Genomic DNA, 25,834 nt, shown 5'->3' on the forward strand with positions numbered 1-25,834 from the left:
TTTTAGTCCTCTTCGTAAAACTCATTAACAACAAGTAGTTCCGCCATCAACAGGGAGCATTGCCCCCGTAATCCAACTCGATTCATCCGATGCTAAAAATGCTGCTGCCCACGCAATATCTTCCGGAGTACCTAAACGTTTGCGCGGAACGCGCGCTAGAATTGCGTCTTTCACGGGACCTTCAGAAGATCCTCCAGCTTGCTGAGTGCCCGGCGTAGTTACCATTCCCGGAGCAATGGAATTGGCCCGAATGTCTGCGCCGCCCTCTATTGCCATCTGCCATGTAAGTGCCATCACTGCAGACTTGCCTGCACAATGAGCAGACATCCCCATATTCAGGCTTCCACGTTGTGCACTCACTGATGCAAAGTTAATAATCGAACCATTACCTGTGGCTTTTAGGTGTGGCCACGCTGCCTGTGTGAGCAAGAACACGACATCAACTTCACCTACCATGGTGGTACTCCACTCTGTGTCATAATCCATTTCAGAAAAGGGTTTAAGGTGTGGGTGGATTGCCCCGGCATTTACCAATACGTCGAGTTTTCCATGTTTTTCAATTACAAAATCCATGCAGTTTTTGACATCATTTTTGTTTATTAAATTACACGGTGCAAAACTATCCACTCGTGAGCCCTGCTGAGTAATTTCTGAGACTGTGCCCAGTACCGTATTTGGATTTAAATCCGTAACCACTACATGAGCGCCCAATTCAGCAAATTTCAGAGCGATACCCTTACCAATTCCCTGACCGGCGCCCGTTACCAGGCAAACTTTGCCGTCTAACCGCTTATCTGACATCACGCCCCCTCCGTTCTATGTTTTGCGTTATTACAGTAATAAAAACGACCCGCTTGTTTAAACCAGTTGCTATCACTGTAAGAAGCCCGCCAAGGCGTATCGCGAGCTACCTTCCGTTCAGCACTGTCCAACGCACGCTGATCGACCAAATCATGCACGGCAATTGAACTAAATGGTGTATCACCAATAACCATTTCACATTCATAACGCCGAGCTCTTAACCAATACTGAGACTTCATTAATAAAGGGATATGCTCTTCCACATACCACTTGTCGATTTCGGCTTTTTGTGTATCAGGAACATTAAATGCCACTATCATACGAAGTCCCCATGGAGCAGAAGCATCGCCGGTATCCTGCACCAGACGACCTGCATAAGCGTTGACCTCAATTGGTGTTATACCTTTAGTAAGCTGACTTAAATGTGCTTTTCTATTTGTTAACGCGTTTCGCGCACTGCCATTTGCCACATACTCAAACCAAGCTACCCGCAATTCAGACTCTTGTGACAAGTAGCTCTCACTTGAAACATCCAGAGAGGTAGCCAGAGAGCCAAAGTCAACAGCCTTGCTAGTGGCTAATTGAGTAAACACCAAGTCACTCGTTAACGTCATAAATTAAACACCTCTTTCTTCCGGACCTAAAAACACAAGCATGTTCACAACTATTTTACATCATACATAATAATTCTCTGCTAGGGAATAAAATTGTAAATAAATAAAAAAGCAAATTTGGACAACAGCTTAAATATCTAAAAAATAAGAGTTAACGGGAAATTTCCGAATATTCGACGAACAGTTTAGTTCAGCTCGCCTTGAGAAAGAAAAGTCAAAACAACGTGGTTAAACTCCTTCGGAGATTCCCAGTAAGCAGAATGGCCGCTATCCGATACTATGTAGGTTTCTGATTGTGGAACATGAGTATGAAATAGTCGCACAACCGCAGGAGGCGTGTATAAATCAGCGTCTCCGGTTAGGAACAGGATTGGCATAGTTAGCTTAGCCAGGTTCTCCCAGGTTATCACGTGTGCAGGGTTAACTTTCACTGGTGTTTTAGGGGGAGGAGGCATCTTCTTATGACTTTCAGACAGCGTTTTCCAACGCTCAACCCCATCAGGGTTGATTGCTCGATAGGAAGGACCTAGCTCAAGAAAATCGGTAGGAAGCTGCGAAAAAATATCTCTAGGTCGAAACCGATTACTCATTTCCCGGTAGTCACTATCTTCGATATTTCCAGTACTGTTGGCAATCACAATGGACTTCACTGTTTTTGGGTATTTCAGCACATAGCCTAAACTTATCCCACCACCAGCGGCAGTGCCAACTAAGTGGAACTGGTGAATACCGAGCTTAGCCATAAACTCACGCATGACAGCATGACGTTGTGCGTTTTCTATTGGCTTGTAATTAATGGCGATAAACCGATAACCATGGGAGGTAAAGAAGCCTACTTGTTGATCCCATAACGACATATTGCCAGAGCCTGCATGCAAAAACAGAATAGGCTCACCATTCCCCCCACTATCGAGATAGGCAACTGACTGACCATCAACCATCATGGAAAAAACTGGTGCAGAACTATTAGCTGCTGCATGTAAAGCAACCACTAACATAAATATCGTCAAATACCGTAACATCATAACACTCATTATTCTTCAAGAGAGAATAACGTATCGCATTTAACGTTTGATTAACAGTATCTTTTAACTCAATAAATGAGGGGTTTAACTTTCCCTGCCTTGCGTTAGGTACAAATCGAAAGGTGCACTACACAACAGCAGGGTAAAAAGGAGTTACCGCTACAATGACTGTACTATTCTGGTCTGACTTTCAAGCCATTCAGCAGCATGTCACAGATGAAACTTTGATAGTCAGAGGCTGCCTCCTCATCGAGAGAGTCTTTGTTAAGCGCGATTTTAACCACTTCTTCACCGCTGGTGAAAAAGTTAGCCATACCGATAATAGCGATAAACAATAAACCGGTATCCACTTGCCGGAATTCATTCGCCTCAACACCATCCTGAATGATTTTTCCGTAAGTTACCAGACGGTTGCCGGTCAACTCTTGCAACGCTTTACGAGACTCCGGCGTATCCATTGGCGCAATTTCTTCGATGATCAAGCGATGATAGTGAGGATACGTAGAAATAAGGCGAAATAATGCCGACACCCTTGAGCGCAACTGACCTTCAGGAGATGAATCAAAATTGCTTTTCTCCCTTTTCAACATAGAGTTATATTCGCTGGTCAGGCGTTCAAAAGCAGCCAGCAGCAATGCCGACCGATTTTTAAAATAATAACGAATTAACGAAGGGTCCACGCCTACTTCTTCGGCCACTTTAACTCGGGTCACATTTTTTGGTGGCAGTTCACTAAGTAATCTGCAGGTTGTTTCAATAAGAATGTCGCGCCCTATTTCTAGTTGTCCGCCTACTGGCCTTCCTTTTCCCCTGCGTTTAGTAGTGCTTGTTGTGGTTCGGGTTGTGTTCTTTGTGGTGTTAGCAGAATTTGTTTTTCTTATTGTACCGGCCATGAAGTATCCTGTTCAGGGAATTTTTAGAGTTCCTATCAGACTTCATATTAGATCATTTTTTTAGACTCGCGCAAACCTTGACGCCAAAATACCTGTCCATCTTCGATAGTTAACTCGATTGCGGTTAAATAATCCCCCTGACAGATTCCCTTATCGCAATAGCCAGTTTGAATCTCGAAGTGTGCGCCATGAGCAAAACAAATAATTTTAGATTTATCGGCGTTCAGAAAGTGATCTTTCTTGAACTCCATGGGGATCAGATTATGCGGGCACTGATTAAGGTACCCGTATAATTGATTTTCACGTCGAACAATAAAAATTTGAGGGTGACCTTCGAGATACAAAAAGCCTCTGGCTTCACCCTCAGGAATATCGTGAAAACCACAAAGTCTGGTCAACGACATTAATGCTTACCACCTGGTGACCACTTCTCCGTGTACTTCATTAAAAAAGTTTGCGATGACTCTTTGGTCGCGTCCATAAAACGCGGCTTCCAGTCATCGTCGTGTAAGTCCATATCAGCATCCATTTCTAATAAGCCGCCAAAAGGACTGTTAAAGTACCAGAAATAATTTGATCCCAGAACATGACGACCTGGCCCCCACATTGAACTATAACCTTTATTAACTAACTCAAATCCGGCTTTGAGAATTTCATTCGCTCCTGCAAAATGGAAAGTAAAATGCTGCAAGCCCAATTTAGGCGCTTGAATTAAAAACAAAGTGTGGTGGTCCAGAGTGCCAGCAGGCCTCATAAATGGCCCTAAATTTGTGAATACATCCACCGTTCTGAAGCCTAATCTCTCAGCATAAAATTTTTCTGACTTGTACTTATCTTGTGTGAAGAACACCACGTGCGACAGCGACAAGGGGCGTATATGCTGATCTTCAATTGCTGCCACCACATTAGGAGCCCGACCAGGAGCCTGACCAGGCACATTTACGCCATAGTGCGGCATATCTATGGCATGTCTGACGGTAATTTGAAATCCAATGGGATAACCATCATCATCAACACTATGTATCACACCATCTCGTTCAGCCACGTCGCGGTCTTTTCCTAATTCCGCTTTAATAGCATCCAGGGTCTCCTGGTCAGCTACGCCGTAAATTGTCTCGCGCGCATTGGGGGCAGGCGCTACCGCTGGAGGCAGCTGAGGATCATCGTGATGCCGAAGGATAACGCCGGTGCCATCTAAAGCAACATATGTCCCCCCTTCCTCGGATTCCTCCTTCACAATTGCACCATAGTCTTTAAGCATTTGCTGACATGCGCTCATATCATCGACACCAAACACTAAGTAATCAAGACCTATAATATTCACTTTTTTTCCTTAAATTTATTCTTTTATAGAGAATTATGTTTAACAAAATGTAACATCTGTTTTTTAAAACTATCAAGGAAAATTTTGTAGAAAATTTTAAGCTGCTAAAATTTTTGATGAGCAAAGATAACTTATCCCTACTATTCAGTGGGATGATTGTCAAAATAACTGAGCGCATGCATTTATTTCTCTATGAGGGAAATTTTCATTTTAATTGTTAAGAAATTGTGCTTATATAATTAACGTTTTATCACCCAGAGGTTTGGGCAGAAGTTTTTTTAAATATTATTCAAGAAAGAATAAGTCGCAATAATTGAAACCCAGGGCACCTTATGAGCATGCGTAAAAACAGACTTAGTCTACTGATAGGTTCTTTACTGAGCGTAACGGCTTCGGCTCAAACTGAACCCGATGTAATGGAAGCTAAAGATAAAAAAAATAGAACTAGAAATCATCGAAGTAACAGCGGAACGTAGAGTTGCTAGTATTCAGGATACCGCAATGGCAATTTCAGCTACCGCAATGGCAATTTCAGCTTCTGGAGGCCGTCCACAAACCCGAGTGGGGCAAGATATTCAGCTATCGAAGCACCAAGAACATTTGTGTCAGGTTAAATATGTATTTTTAAACACGTCTTCAGATTCAAATCAAAAGGATAAATGACTATGCAAATCAGGTATGACTTATGAAATACGACAGCGAATTCTCCAAATACTCTATGCGAGCAGCATTTGGATGCTGGGTTGCATTCCTGCTAGGCCCCAATGTGATGGTGGCGGCAACCAATGCAAATTTTATGGATGCTTTGATCAAAGATTTTGGCGCCAGCTACTCAGAGGTCAGTGGCGCTATTGCCATAGCACCTCTTATAGTCGCATTTTTGGTGCCCGTAGCGGGCCAATTAATAGATCGCTTTGGTGCAAGAAAAATACTTATTCCCGGAGTTATTATTTTTGCTGGTGCTTTTCTGGCCATGAGTCAGGTGATTAGTATATGGCAATACGCTTTACTTCAAATAATTCTTTCGGTAGGCGCAAGCCTTAATTCCTCGGTAGGATACGCTAAAGTCGTGTCTAGTTGGTTTGACCGCAATCGCGGTTTGGTTCTAGGAAGTTGCGTCGCGTTCGGAGCTGGCATTGGCCAAATGTCCATGCCAAAAATATCCCAGTGGCTGATAGATACCTATGGATGGCGTGGCGGATATCAGGGTATATCCCTGATAATCTTTGCCGTTGCCTTGCCACTGATATTCATTTTTGTGCGTCAGCCCAAAGTGGTAAAAAAAGCTACATTGGACAGTAACAAAGCCAGCGAAACCAGAATATTACCGGGTTTGACTGTACCAGAGTCGTTGAAAACTCTCTCATTTTACCAGGTATTTTTTGCCATCATGTTTGCGTCAATGACACTAATCGGTACACTAAGTCACGCTCGAATCCTTTTCGAAGAGCACGGCTTTAGCGCCAACGTTGCAACCACAGCAATATCACTTTCCTTTGCCGGTGTACTCATCGGTGAATTCTCATCAGGTTTTCTAGTCGATCGATTCCCTACTCCGCGAATTATCTTACCGTATTTTTGTATCGCCCTAATAGGTGTTCTGATTTCCCATACCGCAAGCAGTTCAGAGGCAATATTAATGCTAGGCTGTTTAATGATGGGAATGGGCCTGGGCGGCGAAATTGGACAGAATGCTTACATGATTTCACGCTACTTTGGACTTAAATCGTTCGGTACCCTTTACGGTTTAACCTTTGGTGCGAGTAACCTGGGTATTGCTATAGGTATATTTATGATGGGTAAAGTACATGACCTCACAGGTAGCTACGATGTCATGGTTTATATCTTTGGTACAACAATGATAATTTCCGTTGTTTGTATTGCTACCCTTGGAAAGTTCCGGTTCTTACTTAAGCCTGAACCGGCGAAAGAAGTGCAATCAGTAAATAAACCACTGGTTGAAAAAGAGTGCTAACCCTATGATTATTTTATATCACGCCGATATATCAACCTGCTCCCAGCGCGTAAGACACGCGCTGGCAGAAAAACAGATTCCATGGGAAAGCCGGCATATCAAACTGGATGCCAACGAACATTTAAGCTCAGAGTATCTGGCACTAAACCCAAACGGGTTGGTACCGACTCTGATTGATGGCAGCACCACGGTAATCGACTCTTCAGTTATCCTGGAATACCTGGAAGACGTTTATCCAGAACACCCCTTGCGGCCCTCTTTGGTTGCAGACAAAGCGCAAATGCGCGCTTGGGTTCAATATCTTGATGAAGTGACAACGCCGGCGATTCGTTACCCCTCGTTTCAGAAAGCATTTGGTAAACGCCTTGCAACAATGCCAGCCGAAAAACGCCTGGCCATGGCGCAGGGTCGTCCTCTACGTGAAGCGTTTTACCGTCAACTGGGCCCTGAAGGGTTTGACGAAGATGTGTTGGCGTTGGCAGAACGGCAGTTAGTGCAGAGTTTAGATAGAATTGAACAAACGCTGAATAAGAGCCGATGGTTAGTCGGTGATGAACTATCCATCGCCGACATCAGTCTGTTACCTTCGTTAGCTAGACTTGATGATTTACAGATGCATTATCTCTTTGAGGCTCGCCCCTCCGTTGTTCGCTGGTTTCGGGATATATGTGACAGACCGTCATTTGAGTTGGCCTATTACCCGGCGTCCCGAGTCAATTTATAGTCAGACATAAAGCCACCAGAACGGTGGCTTTTATTTTTACTTGCCCACACATTTAGCCCTGACAAAATAACCGCTCTGCTAGCCAGAAGTTACACCGAAAAACAAAAAAGGCCGGCTCCTGTTTAGTAAGAACCTGCCCTTTTAGACGCAAGGCGCCCCTTACTCGCTTAGATCATGCTCCAATATCCATGCACTTAGTGCTTTTCGATCAGCTTCGGTTGGTAAAAATTGTGCAGCCATTGGCATATCCCCCCACAAACCTTTACTCCCCTTGGCAATCTGGTTGGCTAGATGATCCACCATGGGCTTGCCTCCCATTGCGTAGCGCTCTGCAATATCGATAAAAGACGGGCCAATCCGTGTGTAATCAGCAGCATGACAAGCGACACACCCATATTTCACTGCAAGCGCTTCATTAGCATTCGTCGAGACAGGAGCAAGCACCGCTATGCCAATAGCAGAGGCGGCTAACAAGCGCCGCGTATCCATTCTGCGCATGACTGTAAAGCATCCTTTTTCGTTGGTAGTTAAGCCTGTCTTTTTACTCATCAAAATTATTCTCTCAAAGGGAAAATATTACCCAAATCTACACAAAGCACTTTACCCTGTCAAATATTCTCTGATAAGGTAATTAATATATTGTTAATTATTTAACAGCTGCTGAAACACATCAAAAATGACAGTAATTCAACAGTGAGATACTCGTATGTCAAAGTCGTATTCAAAGCACTCAAGAACAATCACTGACGAAGAGCGCAGAACCTTTATTCGCAAGCTCGCTGCTACCACAGCATTCGCCTTAGCGGCACCTGTTTTCAAATCCTTTTCAGCCCAGGAAAAATCCACTCTGGAAAACCAGGTATCTGGTAACGTTTTTTGGAAGGATAATCCCAGATACGAAAGCATCCGCGGAGCAAATACCTATCGTAGCAACGAGCCTAAACGATATCCGCTAGTTATCGTACAACCGCTTAACGATGATGATGTTGCGGCTGCGGTGAAATTTGCCCGTCAGCACAAATTGAAAGTAACAACCCGATCCGGTGGACATGCCTGGTCTGCCTCACACATCCGTGAGGGTTGTTTGCTTGTTGATATGTCACTAATGCAACAGGTCGATATTGACGAAAAACGCCAAACTTTATGGACTAACACAGGCGTACTGGGTTCTAAAATCAATTCCATGTTAAAACCCATGGGACTGATTATTCCTACCGCCCATCACCCTTCGCCAGGTATCGGTGGATTTACCATGAATGGCGGTTTTGGTTGGAACTCTCGTAAATGGGGGAATGGCGCACGCCAATTACTGGCGATAGATGTTGTCACTGCCGACGGAGAGTTAATTCGGGCTGACGCGACTCAAAATACCGACTACCTTTGGGCTGCAAGAGGAGCAGGTCAGGGCTTCTTTGGTATTGTTACCCGCATGAAGATACAGGCCCACCCACGACCTAAAGTCTGGAAACGTTTGGTATATGGGTTCCGCCCAGAGCAGTTCGACGAACTGATTACCTGGACACGTAATGTTATGCCAGAGATTCCAGAAGAAGTCGAAATGGTGCTGGTATCTACCTCACATGATGCAAAAACCGGAGACCCATCGGCGCCTAGATTAACGGTGGCAGCACTGTCTTTAGCTGATACAGACGAAGAGTGTGACCGTCAACTGGACTTTATAGATACTTGCCCAATTCTGGACAAAGCCTACTTTACAATGCCTTGCAGCCCCACCACGCTGGAAGAGTGTTACATGAGCGGCTACTCAGCTGATCCGGCAGGCTTTCGATTTGCCGTAGATAATATGTATACCAATGCCTCTGCAGAGGAACTTTTACCCCGAATACGAGAGGTTTTCCTAAACCAGCCAACCCCCAGAACACATACCTTCTGGCATTGCTGGGGACCAACCAAACCTTATGAAGATGATATGGCGCTCTCTATGCAGGGAGATGTATTCATAGCCACTTATACACTATGGACAGATCCTGCACTTGATACCGAAATGCACAGCTGGCCGGTAGCGCAGATTAAAGCCTTAGAAGATTTATCAATCGGAGCACAGATGAATGATGAAAACATGCTGGATCATGCGCAGGATTATTTATCTAAGGCCGCCTACTCAAAATTAGAAAGGTTGCGGGCAAAACACGATCCTAACGGTGTATTTGCATCATTTTTAGGTAGCCCACAAAAATATATATAGCTGATAATGATGACTCCCAATAGTAAACCCAAACGTATGCCAGCCATTGCACAAGAGGCTTATTCAAAAGAGCAGTTTGATGCAGCAAAGGCATTAATTAGTGGACCTCGTGGTGGATTGCGAGGGCCTTTTATCTCTATGATTCGAAGCCCAGAATTTATGAACCGAGCTCAACATCTAGGAGAATATATTCGGTTTGACTCTGTTATTCCTCAACGCTATCGCGAATTTGCTATTCTGAATATTGCAAGGCACTGGCAACAAACCTATGAGTGGCATGCTCATGTTCCAATAGCTATTAGTAAGGGAGTAAGAGAGGAGTGGATTGAAGAGCTTGGAACTACTGGCAACCTCAAAAACTTACCTAATGATTTCAACGTAGTGTATCAGTTCTGTAAACAGATTAATCTAAGTAAGTGTATAACTGATGAAATTTACACACAGACATTAGACTTATTTGATGAACAGGGTGTGGTAGAGCTATGTGGTTTATGTGGTTACTATACAATGCTAGCGATGCTGCTCAATGTATCGCAAACACATCCCCCTTCAGGTTCCCGTCAACCTTTTCACATGCCAAGAATAGGAAATTAGTTGAATTAGTTGTACTAGTTCATTTCTTAACTGGATTAATTTCAACACAGCTAAGCGTGCAAGTGTGTTTTTTGACACGGTTATGCCGTAATGCATGTTGAATTTCGCATACCTTTGCGACTTACAACGAATATACAGTAGTTTAAATACTCTTCTGCTGAAAAACGACATTTCTATTATCAGTTGCTTAAGGAAACTGCGAATAAGTCCTTCAGTTTAGGTAACAAGCGATACTTTTTGCTGGTAGCTTGAATTTTAAACGCTAAATTTTCAATTTTGGTTAATATACTGCCGTTTTAGGTCAGATTTCGACCTAATTCCGGGCTATTCTCGGATTTCAGACAAATCTTGGCTGTCGTCGTAGCATTTGGTCTACTTTAAACAGGTTCGCCAAGGTGAATAGCATGGCTAACTGTGAGTCATTTTTTATCAATCCCTTATAGCGAGCTTTGATAAAACCAAATTGGCATTTGATGATGCGAAACGGGTGCTCAACTTTTGCTCGGATGCTGGCTTTTAAATATTCGATGTTAATGGCCGTTTTGTTTTTGCGGGGATGCTTCTTCAGCGCCCGAACTTTGCCGGGACGCTCAGCAATTAGCCATTCAACATCCGTGTCTTTAAGTTCTTCCCGCTTTTCTGCGCCTTGATATCCGGCATCGCCAGAGATGAACTCCTCACCGCCATGCAACAGGTTCTTCATCTGATTCAGGTCATGCTCATTGGCGGCGGTGGTTACCAATTTACGGGTGAGGCCACTCTTGGCATCCACACCAATATGGGCTTTCATGCCGAAATGCCATTCATTACCTTTCTTGGTCTGATGCATATCCGGGTCACGTTCACTCTTTTTATTTTTAGTGGAGCTGGGGGCTTTAATAATCGTGGCGTCCACCAGTGTGCCCTGCGTCATCATCACACCGCACTCCGATAGCCATTGATTGACGGTTTTGAATAATTTGCGAGTCAGCTTGTGCTTTTCCAGCAAGTGGCGGAAGTTCATAATGGTAGTGCGGTCAGGAATGGCTTTATCCAGTGACAGTTGCGCAAACTGACGCAGCGAAGCAATTTCATATAACGCATCTTCCATCGCTTCATCACCGAGGCTATACCATTGCTGCATACAATGAATGCGAAACATGGTCTCAAGCGCATACGGACGTCTGCCATTGCCTGCTTTAGGATAAAAGGGGTCAATCACTTCCAGCAGTTGAGACCACGGCAGCAGGTTATCCATTCTGGATAAGAAAATTTCTTTTCTCGTCTGGCGACGTTTGCTGGAAAACTCACTATCGGCAAAGGTTAACTGGTGACTCATAGACGTTTATGGCTGAGATTTACTGTACAGCTATGATCTCACATCAGGGACTTATTTGCATCTTCCTTAAGCCTAGTCACAAATGACTATGCTGAGCAGTGTTAAAAAAGTGATTGAGGAATAAATGTAAAAATATAAATCACACTCAAGAATGCTACAGACACTCAGCAGTCGTTATTTGTGCAACGGCTTGTTGCACATTTGCTTCATTTCGGAAGGGTTCTACCCAGATTTTACGGACACTTAGACCCAAAGGTGATCAATAGTTTTCACACAGTCTGTACGTGAAGCAGACCTTCGCAATGAGTTTCCATCGCCAAGGTCAGTAGATAACACGAAGATCGCCTGCACAATGATGTACCAAAATTTGGTAAGGACACCATTGTTAGCAGCTCACTCTCATACCTATAAACGACATCGGCCAGAGTAGACATTGCTGTATCAATTAGTCGAACGTCACTATCCTGAATTTCTGGAGCAGCTTTCACATCAAGGGAAGTCGCTGCCAAAGCACGTAGAAAAAGAGTTTGAAGAATTTCTAAAGTGTGGTCGCCTTGAACATTGTTTTTTACGCGTAGTATGCGAAGACTGCAAGCATGAAAAATTGGTTTCCTTAGCTTCAGTACAGCAGTGTGGGCTTTTACGTCCTGAGCGAAAAAGGCTGTATGAATGTTGCAATTGGGAATCATTATCATTAACATGCCGGCAGTTTTTTCATGCCTTTTTAATAAAAATGGAGCATCAATGATCCTCTCCCGCAGAAATGTACTTTCGATCGCAATAGGTACAGCGTTACTGTCATCGCACGCTGTAGCCCAGCAAAACCAAAACCTGGAGCAATCCCGTGATGCCGAAGTCGAGGAAAAAATCTTCGAACATATTGAAGTTACCGGCAGCGGCCTGGACAGAGCCACCACCGCCACCGGGCTTCCTCTCACTTTACGGGAAACGCCTCAGTCAATTTCAATTATTGATCGTACTTTTATTGATAGCTTTGCATTAGATACTGTTGCCGACGTGATGCAATTTGCGCCGGGTATTCAGGCACAACAGGCAGAAACAGACCGTTTCTTCTTCCGCGCCCGGGGGCGGGATGTCACTAACTTCCAGTTCGATGGCGTGCCAATCGCCTATAACAGCTTTTTTAGTGAAGCGCTTGCCGATTCCGTTGTCTTTGAACGGGTAGAAGTGGTGCGCGGTGCGACCGGATTATTAACTGGTGCGGGTGAGCCATCTGCGGCAATCAACCTGATTAGAAAACGTCCAAAAATAGACGATGGCGGCTATGCCAGCCTGGGATATGGCTCCTGGGGCAATGTTCGCCTTGAAGCGGACCACTCTCAAACGTTGAGCAGCAGTGGCGACGTTAAAGCACGGATAGCTGTGGCTCACGAACAGGGTGACAGCTATGTTCACCTGTCAGAAAAAGACAACACGCAAATCTACGGTATCATTACCGCAGATGTCACTGATCAGACCCGACTTTCCATCGGCGCTGATTATAGTGAACGTGATCCCAAGGGATCGATGTGGGGGGCACTACCTCTTTTTTATAATGATGGTACACAGACTGACGACCTCCCTGTAAGCACTACCACCGCATCGCCATGGAACAGCTGGGCCAGAGAAAGTACCAATGTCTTTGCCAAAGTGGAACATGGATTTGACAACGGTTGGGACCTACAGGTACACGCCGAGCGGCGCGAAGGCGATATGGACGGCTACTTACTCTACTTTTCCGGGTTTCCTGATCCTGAAACAGGAGAAGGTTTAGGGATATCCCCCAATCACTATGTGTCAGACCGCGAGCAAACCTCTCTTCGTCTGTTAGCGTCCGGTCCCTTCGAATTATTCGGGCGCGAGCACCAGCTCACCGCGGGGGCACTTTACGCCGAGCAAGATGTGAACGCTTCATCGTTCGGCACCAGTGATGACATTGTTGTTCCCAGTTTATTTAACTGGGGAATTGGAGTACCGGCCCCCGTATTCAGCAACACGCCATCGTATTCGACGGTCGATTCACAAACCCAGAAAGGTGTTTACGCCGCCGCAAAACTGAATTTAACTGACAAGCTTATCGCCATTGTCGGCGACCGGATCACAACCTATGAAGCCCAAGCCAGCTCCCCCTGGGCGAGCAGTGATTATAAGAACGACAATGTGCATACGCCTTATTTAGGTCTGGTTTATGATATCTCTGAAATTGTTTCAGCCTATGTGAGTTACACAGAAATCTTTCAGCCGCAGCAAGCGCGCGATACAAATAATGCACTTCTAGGGCCGATAGAAGGCGCCAACATCGAAGCCGGTATTAAGGGCGACTTTTTCAATGAGGCATTAAGTGCCAGCGTTGCCGTTTACAAGGTGGAAGAAGACAACTTAGCCGTAGCTGATCCCAACAATACTGATCCGATCCCTGGTACCACCATCTTTCCGTCAATCGGTGTAGAAGGTGCTGAAAGTCAGGGATTCGAAGTGGAGCTGATCGGTAAGCCAACGGAAAGGCTGAATCTATTCATCAGCTATACCCAAAATGAAAGCGAAGATGCCGATGGCGTTGATTATGCGCCTTATCTGCCGGAAAAAATGATTAAAGCCAGCGCACTGTATTCAGTGTCTGATGAACTTAAAGTTGGCGTGAATGCAAACTGGCAAAGTGAAATGTCGAACCCTGGGGCAGGTCCAAATGGGGAAACCTTTACCCAGAGAAGTTACAGCGTTGTAAATGTTATGGCGACCTATCAATTTGCACCTGACTGGCAACTTAGCGTGAACGTAAATAATGTCTTTGATGAAAAATACTTTTCGAGCATCGACTTCTACAATCAGGGATATTTCGGCGCCCCACGTAACGGTGAAATAGCCGTAAAATACACTTGGTAGGTGTTGTTAAGCCCCGGCCAGCCGGGGCTTATCCTGTTTTTCATTGCACGTTTAAATCAACATCTGAGTGTTGTCAGCTTGCAAAAGCGCTATCGGCAACAAGGAAATGGAGATTGTAGTGGTCAAGTCATTTTGGCCAGGTCATTGATGCGATGTTCATGGCGGTCTGGTGTCGCAGAGCTAATTGCAAGGTCTTGGTTTGTAATGAATAGATACATAAATCTGCCATAAAATATTACTATTTCTGCAATCCTATTAGAATATTCAGTTTGTAACTTAATGGTTCTGTTTACCTCTCTCTCAATACAGGACTACAATGAAAGCTCTATCACTAAAAATACTGATTCCCTCTTTAATTACCTCAGCAATATTAACGGGCTGTGGCGGCTCATCCAATTCTCCCATCTCAACAGCGCAATCATCAACCCAAACGCAATCTTCCGAAGAAGCGTCTGCCCCAGAACCCTTTAAAATTGGTTTATTACCTGATACGCAAGGTGGCACAGATACCCAGGGACAAGCTCATGTCTCTATTTATCCGATGCGTGAAGTACTGGCACATCAGGCAAGCGCTGGTGTTGATATGGTAATAGCCGTTGGCGATCTTACCGATAAAGGCTCAGACATAGAATTTGCCGAATGGCGTTCAGTTGCCGATACCTATGCTGAACAAGGTATCGAATTCATGCCCCTGATGGGTAACCACGAAACCAGTTATGCTTATACGTATAACTGGATAGATAACATGAAGAACTTTATCCCTGAAGACGCCGTGCACATGCCCGACTACGAATGGATAAACTATTATGTTGTACGCGAAAACGTAGCGGTATTTGCCTTAGCTTATTACAACCTGCCAGTTGCCTTTAGCTGGATTAAAGAAACTGTCGAAAGCCTTGAAGGTATCGAACATATTGTAGTTGCCAGTCATGACGGTTTGATTGGCGCTAAATACGGACAGACATTAGAACAAATCGTTGATGGCACTAAAGACGACGATTGGGTGTATTCAGTTCAACCGCAAATCCGTGAGTTTTTTGCCGACAATGATGTGGTATATGTTCAGGGGCATGAACATCAATATCAGCGCTCGCTGGTGAGTGCCAAAACTACGCTAGAGACTTTTCCGTCAAGTTCAACGCCAACCGGTGGCAATTATCGCATGGATACCTATACCCAGATAATGTCAGGTAATGCTTCCTACAAAGGTTATGAATTTCGATTCGGAGAACGTGAATTGGTGCAAATGATTGTGTCGCAGAAAAACGCCACAATGGAAAATGGCTCAGAAAATTTTGACGTAAACTCAGCTATGCTCACCTTTACAGGACCTCGTCTTGATTACGAGGCTTACTATGCTTCGCACACGGCTACTTCTAATGATGCAACTCAGGATTTTACAGCCGAATGGCATCTTATGGATAAATTTTCACGCACTAAAAACCGTTGCGAATCGGTAATTTATCCCAACTCCATTCTGTCAGATACTCGTCCGGTTTTGGTCTTTCAGACGCGCTATATGACGAACGAGTGTTACGCTGATGATGGCAGTTATGTCAATCTGGTAGGTGGTCAGAATAATACATTTAATCGTACCGACACCCGCACCCGCGATTTGGGTTTTACGCCTGGCTTGACCCGCGCAGAGTCTATGAACGATTTGTTACGTCTGGCCTATCAGTGGTTATATCAGGTTCACGAGAACTGGAGTCCGAATTTGAACAGCCCGCTGCGGGTTGTTCCTGACTACGATGCTGAGGAGTTGCTGATCCCCGAGACCACAATCGACCTGAAAGAGCATATCACCTTAAGTTGGCAAACATCGACAAACACAGCTTCAGACATCCTGATTGTCAGTGGTACCCAAAACCAAACCGGCATCTATCAGGATGATTACGGCGTCCTTAAAGATATCGAAGTAGATACCGGCTTAGGCAATTCTCAAACAGATGGGTCTGCTAAACAAGCCGTAGTTTTACCGTTAACCGCAACAAAAGAGTGGGATATCAGCACAGCAGTAAGTGATGCATACGCTGTACAATTTACTGCCGCCGAGACTTACGACGCTGCAACGGTAGTGTTAGGTGTCCTTACCGGGGATGAATGGCAACCTGTGGCACCGTCGTCATGTGTGGTTGATTCTGCCTGGACCGACAGTTATCTCACTACCCCTCCTACACTAGATGCCGGTTGTGAAGACTATCCGCTAACCGGATATGACAGTGAGTTTGGCAACCGTTGGTGGGTAGTATTAAACCGCGACGCAGAACTTGCACTGATTGGACAGTAAAACAACCACTAACGCAGTCCCGGCTCCGTGCCGGGTACTGTAATTATAGAGGTTACAGTGACACATGGATGACTATGCTTGGAAGTTTTAAAAAAGTGATTCAAGAGACTTGCTAATGCTTTTAATAACTCAGATATTTCACTCATGCTTCAAATCTCATAGGGCACTTCACTCCGCATTATGCGGTTGTAAACGTCCCCAAGGTGTGGATTCCCCTCTATCTGGGTTTACCTAGTACAGGACGCTAAGCCAGTTAGCGACAGGATGTTCAACTGCCTTAGGAAAATAAATCTCATTTTAAGTGACAGTGAATTTTTGAGAGAATTTATAACTCGTTGATAAGTAGGAGATCTCGCTGGCAGAGATTCTCAAGTTAAGTGGCAGTCGTCACCTTTGAAGACTGCCACATAAAATGAGATTTTCTGCCAGTACGAGAATTTTGTGTGACTACCACATGCCTTACTTGTGTTTTTAAATATCGTCATCGTCACCTTAATAAGGATTCTTACTGCGACTTGTTCTATCAGAAGTATCTTGAAGCAAATCCTATAGCCGGAACAACAGGCTGTGAAAAATTAATCTCGTTTTAAGTGACAGTGAATTTCCAGAGAATTTATAACTCATTGATGCGTTGAAGTTGTCGCTGGCAGAGATTCTCAAAATAAGCGGCAGCCGCCACTTGTGTCGTGTCTCTGGTTAGTTATAACAAAGTTGACACTAAAGGAAGATGGCGTACAATAAAAAATGTTATAACAAAGTACCTACACAAGAGGTGGAACATGCGCACTCAAGTTCGAAAAATTGGTAATAGTCTGGGCAATATAATCCCTGCCGCTTTCATCAAGCAACTCGGCTTAGTCGAAGGGTCTGACATTGAGGTCAAAGCTGATGGAAATAAAATCATCATAGAACCAATCAAACGTCAGAAAAACCGCTTTCCGTTCAGTGAAAGAGAGCTATTGAATGGTTTGGATGCTCATACTTCTCATGCAGACGAACTGGCGTCAGTATCGGGTAAAGAGTTGGGTGAGTAATGTCTCAATATGTACCTGAACGCAATGAAATTATTTGGCTGGATTTTGAGCCGGTTAAAGGTAAAGAAATCGGAAAGTATCGCCCTGCATTAGTCCTTTCAAGCAAAGAATACAATCAGCAAACGGGATTGCTGATTTGCTGCCCGATTAGTACCAGTATTAGAGGTCAAGCGACCGAAGTTCCGGTAAATAACCTCGATAAACCAAGTGTTGTAGCTTCAAGTTTGATCCAAACTCTTTCGTGGAAAGACCGCAGTGCGAAGAAAATCACCACTGCTGAACATGGTGTAATGGAAGATGTTTTGCTACGGCTTGTTCCGTTGATTGGGGCCGAATCGTTATTCGACGAATAATAATGGCCCATCTAACTTCTGCCATTTATCCTGTTTAACCGGTGATGATCGTAAAGCCGCTGATGCCTTTGCTGCTTTACGATACAAAAGCGATACAGCTAACAAATAATAAAAGGCACACAATAACAATGAAACTTCGCCACCTCTGTTCTCTTATCAGTTTACTCAGTTGCAGCGCATTAGCAGCCGGCACCACTGAGTCTGCCAAACCTACATTTTCTGATATGGATGTTTTTGAGCTTGAATGGGCTTCTGCACCTGAGATATCGCCTGACGGCAAGCATATCGTTTACCGCCGTAACGGTATGGATGTTATGTCCGATGCACGTACCGGTAATCTGTGGTTGATTAATACTGACGGCTCTGAGCACATGAAGCTGACAACTGATGATATCAGTGAAGGCAATGCAGTATGGTCGCCTGATGGCTCACGGATTGCGTACACCAGAAAGGGTCAAAACGGCGCTGAGATTTTTGTGTATCGCGTCAGGGATGGCAAAGTTGCAAGATTAACCGAACTTGAGCGTGCTCCATCGGGTTTAAGCTGGTCTCCGGACGGTAAAACGATTGCGTTTTCGATGCTGGTGCCGTCTGCACCGCCGGTAATGGTTAAAATGCCGGCCAAACCTGAAGGTGCCAAATGGGCGGCTAATCCGCGTATTACTGACCGTCTGAAGTACGAACAGGACGGTCGGGGTTACATTGAGCCCGGATTTTCACATTTATTTGTGGTGCCGGCTGATGGTGGCACTCCAAGGCAAATCACCTCCGGCGATTTTCAGCATCGTGGCCAGCCTCAATGGACGCCTGATGGTCATAATCTGGTTTTCTCAGCAAACAGACAACCGGATGCAGAGCATAATTTCCGCAATACCGATATCTATTCTGTAGAAATAGAGAGCGGCACTATAAAGCAGCTCACCACACAAACCGGGCCAGATCACCACCCTGTCCTTTCGCCTGACGGCAAAAAAATTGCCTGGCTTGGCTATCCTGATAAATTGATGGCTTATCAGACAACACGTTTATATGTAATGGATGTTGACGGTTCTGATAAAAAAGAAATTGATTTAAAGCTGGATCGCTCTGTCAGTAATCCGGTCTGGAATAAGCAAGGGATCTATTTTCAGTATGATGACCATGGCAACACGAAGATTGCTGTTACCGGATTAAACGGCAAAGTTAAAGAACTGGCTGACAATGTGGGTGGAACCACAGTGGCGAGACCGTACGGCGGCGGCAGTTTCAGCGTTAATGATAAGGGAGTCATTGCCTATACCCACACTACCCCTTACCGTCCTGCTGATGTTGCCGTGCTGGCTAAGAACGATGCAAAGCCAGAACTGGTGACCGGGTTAAATGAAGATATTCTGGCCTACCGTAACCTGGGCCGCACTGAAACGGTATGGTATAAGTCTACTGCCGATGGCCGTGACATTCAGGGATGGGTGACGTTTCCGCCTGACTATGAAGAAGGTAAAACCTATCCGTTGATTGTTGAAAATCACGGTGGTCCTATCTCAAATTACGGCGATCGTTTTTCTCCGGAAATTCAACTCTATGCGTCAGCAGGCTACGTCGTGTTTTATCCGAACCCCCGTGGCAGCACCAGCTATGGTGAAGAGTTCGGAAACCTATTGTTTAATAACTATCCCGGTGAAGATTATCAGGATGTCATGGACGGCGTTGATGAAATGATTAAGCGCGGTTATACCAGTGAAGATCAGTTGTACGTTACCGGAGGCAGTGCCGGTGGCATTATGTCAGCCTGGATGATTGGTAAGAATAACCGCTTTGAAGCTGCAGCAGTCGTGAAGCCGGTGATGAACTGGATAAGTAAGTTGCTCACGGCAGATAACTACTATGGTTATGCTGATTACCGCTATCCCGGTCAGGTGTGGGAAAATCCCGAAACTTACTGGAAGTTCTCGCCGGTTTCTCTGGTCGGAAATATTCAGACACCGACGCTGGTAATGGTTGGTGATGCGGATATGCGTACACCGTTGTCTGAAGCTAAACAGTTATACAGCGCCCTGATTTTACGGAAGATTGATACCGCGCTGGTTGAAATGCCGGGGGCTTATCACTTCATTTCAAACCGTCCGAGTCAGATGATCGGTAAAGTAAAACATGTACTGGCCTGGTTCGAAAAATACCCCGCTGAAGCGGAGGCACCTGTTAAACAGGAAAAATAATCCTTAATTGTTCTATTAACAGGCCGTTTGCTTTAGAGGCGCGGCCTTTTGTCTTATTCCGCATTGACTCCCCGCTGACTTCTTCGCATTATAGCCGCCTGATTGTCCATTGATGTTGCTATGAAAAAGTTTCTTCCTCTGTTAACGCCTGTTTTTTTATTTGCCTGCCAGCCTGAAAATAATATGGCCGGTTTAGACCGCGTTTATGTTACCCCGGTTACACTTTCCTGTGTGGCGGAAACGATTCAAAGTGAACCTTTTGTATCCGGGTTTAAAGCCACTGATGATGTGTTCCATTTTAATATTGATGGCTACGAAACCCGTATGCTGAATAAAACGTTGAGCGGCAAAATTTCCGGCTATGCCATGACAATAAACGGCATGCACAAGGGAGACGAACCCAATGCGTTCTATAAAATAGTGCGGGAATTTGAAACGCAAATATATACCCATATTACAGAGCGTTGTTACGGAAAATCAAAGTCGTAAGGTTAGGATAAATATCCTTTTTATAGCCAAAAACACAGATAATCCGGTCAGGATACCTTTTAACATGGTGTAATTCTGTTCAGAATGGTATTTCACACACGCATTCAACCCGGAATTTCATCATGGACAGACCTTTTTCTTTTCTGCGTAAGTCGCTGCTCAGTGCGGCCATTGTCAGTATTTTCTCAGCGCCGGTATCTGCCGGCACCGAAGATGCTGTAAAACACATTCTTCCTGAATACCTTAAATACCTGACATTACCCAATGTAGCGAAAGAATCGCCGTCTGATATTAAAGCGGTCGCTGAATGGACCCGCGATACTTACCGGAAACACGGACTGAATGCCAAGCTTCTTCCTGATGGTCAGACACCTATGGTATATGCCGAATACATGGAAGCAGGTGAAGATGCGCCGGTCGTCCTGTTCTATGCACATATGGACGGACAGCCGGTAAATCCGGAACAGTGGGATCAGGAAAGTCCGTGGCGGCCAGTGCTTAAAACCCTTGAAGGTGACAGCTGGCAAAGTAAACCTATGACTGCCCTCACCTTCACAACGGATCCTGAGTGGCGCATTTTTGCCCGTTCAGCCTCTGATGATAAAGCGCCCATCATGATGTTACTGGCTGCTATTGATACATTGAAAGCGGAAAACAAAAAACCGGCTGTGAATATCAAAGTGCTGCTTGATTCACATGAAGAAGGCGGGCCTCCTACCCTAATCGACGTGATCAACCGCAATGAAAACCAGCTTCAGGCCGATGGTGTCGTCATGCTGGACGGACCGATGCATCCGTCAAACAAACCTACGCTGGTTTTTGGTCACCGTGGTGCATCTATGGTGAGACTGACTGTATTTGGTCCGGCATCCGACAGCCATAGCGGCCATTATGGTAACTACGCTGCCAATCCGGCTTTCCTGCTGGCTGATTTACTTGGCAAGATGAAAGATGATGATGGCCGGGTGACGATTCCCGGCTACTATGATGCAGTTAAATTTGATGATGAATATGCCAGCGCACTTGATGCCGTACCCGCAGATGAAGCGGCTTTAATGAAGCGGCTGGGCATTGCAACAACAGAGAAAGTGGCCGGAAACTACCAGCGGGCAATTAACTACCCGTCTTTAAATATTAACGGGCTTTCTGCTGCCAGCACGGAAGCGACCCGTACCATTATTCCTGCTACAGCAACGGTGACAATGGATATCCGTACAACGAAAACAGCGACAGCAGAACGTCAGATAAAACTGGTTAAAGATTTTGTCATCGCACAGGGCTATCATCTGGTTGAAGATGCGCCGACAGCGAAAGAACGGGCGGAATATCCCCGTATTGCCCGCTTTATTTCACATACCGGCACGGCTGCATTGCAAACGCCCCTGGATGAACCATTGGGACAATGGGCATTAACAGCCTTGTTTCATGTCAGTGATTCTGAACCGGTTATTATTCCCATGATGGGAGGCACTGTGCCTACCTCGCCGCTGGTATCCGGTTTGCAAAAACCGGTCATTCTGCTTCCCCTTGTGAATGCTGATAACAACCAGCATGCACCGAATGAAAATCTCAGGCTGGGCAACTTCTTCAGCGGCACCGAAACCCTGTATCAAATGTTCACAACGCCGCTGACGGAGGATTAACAGACAAAAAAAGACCGCCTTCCGGCGGTCTTACTTTCTGTCGTTGCTACCGGTAGATCAGAATTGCACGGTGACTGACAGTTGCAGTCTGCGCGGATTGTAATAGTCTCTTGGCTGACCGAACTCCTCAGACGTCACGTACGGGTTATAGTTGTAACCGGTTTGCTTATTAAACACGTTGAACAGATCTGCACGGAACTTCACGGTATAGTCGCTCACATCCCAGTTTTGCGTATAGTTCATATCCAGCTGCCAGTGGCTTGCACCACGGCGGCTTCCCGCAGGTTCTGCATAACGGCTGACCCCTGATGTATAACCGTAAGGTGTACCATCCCATGCTGTCCAGGCTTCACCGGACTGGAAAATAAAGTAAGCACCGATATTGGCATCCCAGTCAGTGGTGTAATAACCGAACACTTTCACTTTATGGGGTTTGTCGCCTATCAGCTTACCGTAGCGGTAGTCCCAGGGCATACGGCCTACACCGTCACCGTAGTACGAAGAACCTATGAAGTTGTTCGCATCGTTAGTCGTGGTGGTGCTGTCCTGGTCGAAGTTACCATAGTAATGACTCCAGGTATAAGACGCATTCAGGTAAGTACGTTCACCGTACCATTCTGCTTCAGTACTCCATTCCCAGTATTTGGTCTGGCCACCGTCTACTTCAGCGACCACATAGGAAGAGCCGCCGACTTCTGCACGTAACTCATCAAGATTGTCGATATATAGCCCTTTCGCAGCGATATCTTCAGGTACCGCGCCACCTTCATATTCACCAAACAGGCGGGCGTTGTTTGGCATATCTTCCCAGAAATGGCTGCCGTAACGGAAACGTACGTGTGAACGCAACATCAGATTATTGCTCACAGCACGGGTCGTTCCCACAGTGTACTCATCAATTCTGCGGGGACGCATGTTATCGGCAAAGAACTTACCTGATGAGCCGGCTTTGTTACCTGATGCCAGATAATCGCCATTTTCATCAAACTGAACCTCAACCGTTGCACGGGAATTTCTGTCCCAGGACGCGGCACGGGCCAGGGAGCTGGCACTGGGGTTATAACTGGCATAGTTGGCGAAAACAGTGCTCTCATCTTCGTATTCCCAGGTTACGCCTAACCGGGGCTGAACCATGTCTTTCCAGTCTACAGTGTACATTTTATAAGGGTTTCCGGGCGCAACTTCATATCCGGAAATATTCTCACTGTTTTCAGCCAGACCCTGCCCGTACAGTACATCTTTTGAAACCAGTAAGCCCACGTTATACGTAAAATCACCGTGTTCAATGGTATCGTTGATTTCAAAATTGAAGGACTCTGCCGATGACACAATGGAAGGAGTAACCGATCCGTCTACCGCAAGACTCATCTGCTGAACCTGCGCAACGTAGTAGGCACCGGGATACTCGGCATCTATACCACCAACGTACTCTATGAAACCCCAGCCGTTAGATAGCCTTGCCAGATCTTCGGAAATTTCCTCCCATTTAAAGCCGGCATGAATGGTGTGATAAGTGTTTCCGAACATGCTCTCAGTATCGAAAGCAAGCTCAAAACTTTCACGTTCGAAAGACTGCCGGTTATACTGTGAATAAGCACCGACACCACCGCCACCTGTCATTTCACCGTCATCGCCCACGTAGCCGTATTGTTGCACCAGTGGTAACGCACCAGTATTAAACTGAATATCATCAGCAGTCAGGTCGCCAGTCCGGATACTGGGTACGCTGAAATACCCCATTTCATCCAGTGCACTAATATCAATAGAGTCGCCGATAACCGGTGTAACTCCGGTTAGTTCTGTGTCCGGCGTGTCGATGAAGTCTTCTTTATATTTACCGTATTTGAAGGAAATGCTGGAATCACCAATCAGCCAGGAACCATCCAGCGAGTAGATACTCAGGTTAGAGTCTGAACCCACTGATACACTGTCTGCTTCGAATTCACCAATTGACGAGCCGGACTCGTTCCTTTCAGAATCACGGATACTGGCATTTAACAGCACATCAGCGGTAGGTGCCCAGGTGAGCTTACCAAAATATTCATTCCGTTCACTTTTATAATCTTTTGTGGCACCGTAGGCTGTTTCTTTGCTGCTGCCGTCGACAACCGGGCGGTAAAAAGAACCGTAGAAATACAATTCATCTTCAATCAGCGGTCCGCTCACAGAAGCAACAATCCAGCTGCTGTCTGTATCTTCAATAACACCGTCTTTGGGCGTTGCAGAAAACGAAGAAGGCTGAATACGGTATTCCACGCTGCCATGAAATTCGTTAGTCCCCGATTTAGATACCGAGTTAACTGCGAAACCGCCTGAACGGTTAAAGCCAACAGCTTTTGCGCCTCCGCGATCTACCGATACGCTGGCAATATCATGGGTTGAAGGTTCTGAGGACAAGTTCCCGAACATGGGCATTGAAAGGTCGACACCATCAAAGCCGTAACTGTTATCAACACCGGAGCCACCTGCAGACGGACCGAGGGTACCGTTTTCAGAATATTCCACGCCGGGCAGGATTTTCAGCATATCACGGTAGGTCTGACCGGTCGGCAGAGACTGGATGACTTCTGCACCGAAGGAGTTGGTGAGGGAGGAATCGCCGGTAGTCACAAAGGGACTACCGGTAATGGTGATCACCTCTGTGTTGTCCGGCGAATAAACGAAGTTGATTGCTGAAGCCTGCTCAAGCAACACTCTGGTGCTGAACTGCCGGGTATCGCCATTGGGAAGCGTAAATGTGACCTCGTACTCTCCCGGTACAAGAAATGGCATCGTAAATGTACCGTCTTCCCGGGTTGTGGCAGAGCGGTCTTTTGGCATTACGGGACTGCTGGCTATTACCTGGATACCCGCGACGCTGGTACTGCCGTCGCCGGCGGTCACCTGCCCCTTAATACTACCTGTTTGTTGTTGCGCTAAAGCGGGTGAAGATACGGCGGCTACAGCAAGACATAAAGGCGCGGCGAAAGATGCGGTCTTCCATGTTTGCCGGATTTGTCTGGTGAGATAGCGTGCCGCGAAACGTGCTTTTTCCTTTTTCATAGTGACACCTGTTGTAATGTGTGAATTATTATTACCGGAACGTTACGTTTTTATTATGACTGAACATTTAACAGACAGGATTGCGCCCAGTCAAGAATACTTTGTTCAAAAATATTTATTATGCAGTAATAATTTATCACGACAATTCAAATGTCAGATCTGAAACGAAGGGCAAGAAAAATCAGAAGCCGCCGGCATATCCATAGCCAACACGCCATTTTAGACTGTTTAAGTGTTGAACAGCGTTATAAGTAATGAATGAAGCCGGTCATGAATCATAACCTGAGGTTATAGACTTTAGAATGAAATGAATATCTGTATAAATGGGAAGTACGCAAGTATTTTTTTATTCCGTATGTCCGGCATTATTTATAACGTAATTATTCAAAAAGAATAGCAAATGCAGCAAGAAATCAATCTGTTTTCCTTAT

At 45.5% G+C, this 25,834-nt stretch carries 22 protein-coding genes; 13 read left to right on the forward strand and 9 right to left on the reverse strand.

Features of this window, described 5'->3' with window-relative positions; all coding sequences use genetic code 11:
• Window positions 1–24: 24 nt before the first annotated feature.
• The 6 genes from ACXAG2_RS00110 to ACXAG2_RS00135 form a co-directional block, all read right to left on the reverse strand.
• A complete protein-coding gene (locus ACXAG2_RS00110) occupies window positions 25–801 on the reverse strand; it encodes an SDR family NAD(P)-dependent oxidoreductase (RefSeq protein WP_474864425.1) in 777 nt (258 codons plus the stop codon).
• Window positions 801–1,415, reverse strand: a complete 615-nt coding sequence (locus tag ACXAG2_RS00115; protein WP_474863714.1) for a hypothetical protein — start codon at window positions 1,413–1,415, stop codon at window positions 801–803. The genes ACXAG2_RS00110 and ACXAG2_RS00115 overlap by 1 nt, the downstream gene beginning before the upstream one ends.
• Before the next feature lie 185 nt (window positions 1,416–1,600).
• Window positions 1,601–2,413: an alpha/beta fold hydrolase gene (locus tag ACXAG2_RS00120; RefSeq protein ID WP_474863716.1), complete on the reverse strand. Its 813-nt coding sequence runs from the start codon at window positions 2,411–2,413 to the stop codon at window positions 1,601–1,603.
• A 200-nt stretch (window positions 2,414–2,613) separates the two neighbouring features.
• On the reverse strand, window positions 2,614–3,333 hold the full coding sequence (locus ACXAG2_RS00125; RefSeq protein ID WP_474863717.1) for a TetR/AcrR family transcriptional regulator: 720 nt from the start codon (window positions 3,331–3,333) through the stop codon (window positions 2,614–2,616).
• A gap of 47 nt (window positions 3,334–3,380) precedes the next feature.
• Window positions 3,381–3,737, reverse strand: coding sequence for a Rieske (2Fe-2S) protein (locus ACXAG2_RS00130; RefSeq protein ID WP_474863719.1), 357 nt, complete (start codon window positions 3,735–3,737; stop codon window positions 3,381–3,383).
• Window positions 3,737–4,657, reverse strand: coding sequence for a VOC family protein (locus ACXAG2_RS00135; protein ID WP_474863721.1), 921 nt, complete (start codon window positions 4,655–4,657; stop codon window positions 3,737–3,739). The genes ACXAG2_RS00130 and ACXAG2_RS00135 overlap by 1 nt, the downstream gene beginning before the upstream one ends.
• A 501-nt stretch (window positions 4,658–5,158) precedes the next feature.
• Here ACXAG2_RS00135 and ACXAG2_RS00140 point away from each other — a divergent pair.
• Genes ACXAG2_RS00140 through ACXAG2_RS00150 form a run of 3 tightly spaced genes read left to right on the forward strand, consistent with a single transcriptional unit; the run spans window position 5,159 to window position 7,356 of the window.
• The gene (locus ACXAG2_RS00140) at window positions 5,159–5,320 is read left to right on the forward strand and encodes a hypothetical protein (protein WP_474863723.1); all 162 of its coding nucleotides are present in this window, start codon (window positions 5,159–5,161) and stop codon (window positions 5,318–5,320) included.
• Window positions 5,321–5,342: 22 nt separating this feature from the next.
• On the forward strand, window positions 5,343–6,632 hold the full coding sequence (locus ACXAG2_RS00145; RefSeq protein ID WP_474863725.1) for an MFS transporter: 1,290 nt from the start codon (window positions 5,343–5,345) through the stop codon (window positions 6,630–6,632).
• Between the two features lie 4 nt (window positions 6,633–6,636).
• Complete coding sequence (locus ACXAG2_RS00150; RefSeq protein ID WP_474863727.1) at window positions 6,637–7,356, forward strand: glutathione S-transferase family protein; 720 nt, start codon at window positions 6,637–6,639, stop codon at window positions 7,354–7,356.
• A gap of 159 nt (window positions 7,357–7,515) precedes the next feature.
• Here ACXAG2_RS00150 and ACXAG2_RS00155 read toward each other — a convergent pair whose 3' ends face one another.
• Window positions 7,516–7,905, reverse strand: a complete 390-nt coding sequence (locus ACXAG2_RS00155; RefSeq protein ID WP_349586488.1) for a c-type cytochrome — start codon at window positions 7,903–7,905, stop codon at window positions 7,516–7,518.
• A 157-nt stretch (window positions 7,906–8,062) separates the two neighbouring features.
• Here ACXAG2_RS00155 and ACXAG2_RS00160 point away from each other — a divergent pair, with 157 nt between their 5' ends.
• A complete protein-coding gene (locus ACXAG2_RS00160) occupies window positions 8,063–9,562 on the forward strand; it encodes an FAD-binding oxidoreductase (protein WP_474863729.1) in 1,500 nt (499 codons plus the stop codon).
• A gap of 36 nt (window positions 9,563–9,598) precedes the next feature.
• A complete protein-coding gene (locus ACXAG2_RS00165; RefSeq protein ID WP_474863731.1) occupies window positions 9,599–10,156 on the forward strand; it encodes a carboxymuconolactone decarboxylase family protein in 558 nt (185 codons plus the stop codon).
• Between the two features lie 337 nt (window positions 10,157–10,493).
• Here ACXAG2_RS00165 and ACXAG2_RS00170 read toward each other — a convergent pair whose 3' ends face one another.
• Window positions 10,494–11,474, reverse strand: a complete 981-nt coding sequence (locus ACXAG2_RS00170) for an IS5 family transposase (RefSeq protein WP_474863732.1) — start codon at window positions 11,472–11,474, stop codon at window positions 10,494–10,496.
• Window positions 11,475–11,907: 433 nt separating this feature from the next.
• On the opposite strand from ACXAG2_RS00170, the gene ACXAG2_RS00175 reads away from it, so the two are divergent.
• The 8 genes from ACXAG2_RS00175 to ACXAG2_RS00210 all read left to right on the forward strand — a co-directional run bounded on the left by ACXAG2_RS00175 (window position 11,908) and on the right by ACXAG2_RS00210 (window position 22,361).
• Window positions 11,908–12,222: a transposase zinc-binding domain-containing protein gene (locus ACXAG2_RS00175; protein ID WP_474863733.1), complete on the forward strand. Its 315-nt coding sequence runs from the start codon at window positions 11,908–11,910 to the stop codon at window positions 12,220–12,222.
• A complete protein-coding gene (locus ACXAG2_RS00180; protein ID WP_474863735.1) occupies window positions 12,219–14,357 on the forward strand; it encodes a TonB-dependent siderophore receptor in 2,139 nt (712 codons plus the stop codon). Before ACXAG2_RS00175 ends, ACXAG2_RS00180 begins: the two co-directional genes overlap by 4 nt.
• Before the next feature lie 316 nt (window positions 14,358–14,673).
• Entirely contained in the window at window positions 14,674–16,647 is a 1,974-nt protein-coding gene (locus tag ACXAG2_RS00185; RefSeq protein ID WP_474863737.1) for a metallophosphoesterase family protein, read from the forward strand.
• A gap of 779 nt (window positions 16,648–17,426) precedes the next feature.
• Window positions 17,427–17,681 carry an AbrB/MazE/SpoVT family DNA-binding domain-containing protein gene (locus ACXAG2_RS00190; RefSeq protein WP_119501379.1) on the forward strand — a complete coding sequence of 85 codons (255 nt, stop codon included), beginning with the start codon at window positions 17,427–17,429 and terminating at the stop codon, window positions 17,679–17,681.
• Window positions 17,681–18,034: a type II toxin-antitoxin system PemK/MazF family toxin gene (locus ACXAG2_RS00195; protein WP_474863738.1), complete on the forward strand. Its 354-nt coding sequence runs from the start codon at window positions 17,681–17,683 to the stop codon at window positions 18,032–18,034. Before ACXAG2_RS00190 ends, ACXAG2_RS00195 begins: the two co-directional genes overlap by 1 nt.
• A 128-nt stretch (window positions 18,035–18,162) precedes the next feature.
• Entirely contained in the window at window positions 18,163–20,229 is a 2,067-nt protein-coding gene (locus ACXAG2_RS00200; RefSeq protein ID WP_474863740.1) for a S9 family peptidase, read from the forward strand.
• A gap of 120 nt (window positions 20,230–20,349) precedes the next feature.
• The gene (locus tag ACXAG2_RS00205) at window positions 20,350–20,718 is read left to right on the forward strand and encodes a hypothetical protein (protein WP_474863741.1); all 369 of its coding nucleotides are present in this window, start codon (window positions 20,350–20,352) and stop codon (window positions 20,716–20,718) included.
• 122 nt (window positions 20,719–20,840) lie between these two features.
• Complete coding sequence (locus tag ACXAG2_RS00210) at window positions 20,841–22,361, forward strand: M20/M25/M40 family metallo-hydrolase (protein ID WP_474863743.1); 1,521 nt, start codon at window positions 20,841–20,843, stop codon at window positions 22,359–22,361.
• A 57-nt stretch (window positions 22,362–22,418) separates the two neighbouring features.
• Here ACXAG2_RS00210 and ACXAG2_RS00215 read toward each other — a convergent pair whose 3' ends face one another.
• On the reverse strand, window positions 22,419–25,403 hold the full coding sequence (locus ACXAG2_RS00215; protein ID WP_474863744.1) for a TonB-dependent receptor: 2,985 nt from the start codon (window positions 25,401–25,403) through the stop codon (window positions 22,419–22,421).
• Between the last annotated feature and the right edge of the window lie 431 nt (window positions 25,404–25,834).

Source organism: Alteromonas sp. ABH4_456 (genome assembly GCF_056160645.1).

Coding starts and splice junctions, on each gene's coding strand:
- ACXAG2_RS00110 (WP_474864425.1), bottom strand. CDS start 801: ATGTCAGATAAGCGGTTAGACGGCAAAGTTTGCCTGGTAACGGGCGCC.
- ACXAG2_RS00115 (WP_474863714.1), bottom strand. CDS start 1,415: ATGACGTTAACGAGTGACTTGGTGTTTACTCAATTAGCCACTAGCAAG.
- ACXAG2_RS00120 (WP_474863716.1), bottom strand. CDS start 2,413: ATGTTAGTGGTTGCTTTACATGCAGCAGCTAATAGTTCTGCACCAGTT.
- ACXAG2_RS00125 (WP_474863717.1), bottom strand. CDS start 3,333: ATGGCCGGTACAATAAGAAAAACAAATTCTGCTAACACCACAAAGAAC.
- ACXAG2_RS00130 (WP_474863719.1), bottom strand. CDS start 3,737: ATGTCGTTGACCAGACTTTGTGGTTTTCACGATATTCCTGAGGGTGAA.
- ACXAG2_RS00140 (WP_474863723.1), top strand. CDS start 5,159: ATGGCAATTTCAGCTACCGCAATGGCAATTTCAGCTTCTGGAGGCCGT.
- ACXAG2_RS00145 (WP_474863725.1), top strand. CDS start 5,343: ATGAAATACGACAGCGAATTCTCCAAATACTCTATGCGAGCAGCATTT.
- ACXAG2_RS00150 (WP_474863727.1), top strand. CDS start 6,637: ATGATTATTTTATATCACGCCGATATATCAACCTGCTCCCAGCGCGTA.
- ACXAG2_RS00155 (WP_349586488.1), bottom strand. CDS start 7,905: ATGAGTAAAAAGACAGGCTTAACTACCAACGAAAAAGGATGCTTTACA.
- ACXAG2_RS00160 (WP_474863729.1), top strand. CDS start 8,063: ATGTCAAAGTCGTATTCAAAGCACTCAAGAACAATCACTGACGAAGAG.
- ACXAG2_RS00165 (WP_474863731.1), top strand. CDS start 9,599: ATGCCAGCCATTGCACAAGAGGCTTATTCAAAAGAGCAGTTTGATGCA.
- ACXAG2_RS00170 (WP_474863732.1), bottom strand. CDS start 11,474: ATGAGTCACCAGTTAACCTTTGCCGATAGTGAGTTTTCCAGCAAACGT.
- ACXAG2_RS00180 (WP_474863735.1), top strand. CDS start 12,219: ATGATCCTCTCCCGCAGAAATGTACTTTCGATCGCAATAGGTACAGCG.
- ACXAG2_RS00185 (WP_474863737.1), top strand. CDS start 14,674: ATGAAAGCTCTATCACTAAAAATACTGATTCCCTCTTTAATTACCTCA.
- ACXAG2_RS00190 (WP_119501379.1), top strand. CDS start 17,427: ATGCGCACTCAAGTTCGAAAAATTGGTAATAGTCTGGGCAATATAATC.
- ACXAG2_RS00195 (WP_474863738.1), top strand. CDS start 17,681: ATGTCTCAATATGTACCTGAACGCAATGAAATTATTTGGCTGGATTTT.
- ACXAG2_RS00200 (WP_474863740.1), top strand. CDS start 18,163: ATGAAACTTCGCCACCTCTGTTCTCTTATCAGTTTACTCAGTTGCAGC.
- ACXAG2_RS00205 (WP_474863741.1), top strand. CDS start 20,350: ATGAAAAAGTTTCTTCCTCTGTTAACGCCTGTTTTTTTATTTGCCTGC.
- ACXAG2_RS00210 (WP_474863743.1), top strand. CDS start 20,841: ATGGACAGACCTTTTTCTTTTCTGCGTAAGTCGCTGCTCAGTGCGGCC.
- ACXAG2_RS00215 (WP_474863744.1), bottom strand. CDS start 25,403: ATGAAAAAGGAAAAAGCACGTTTCGCGGCACGCTATCTCACCAGACAA.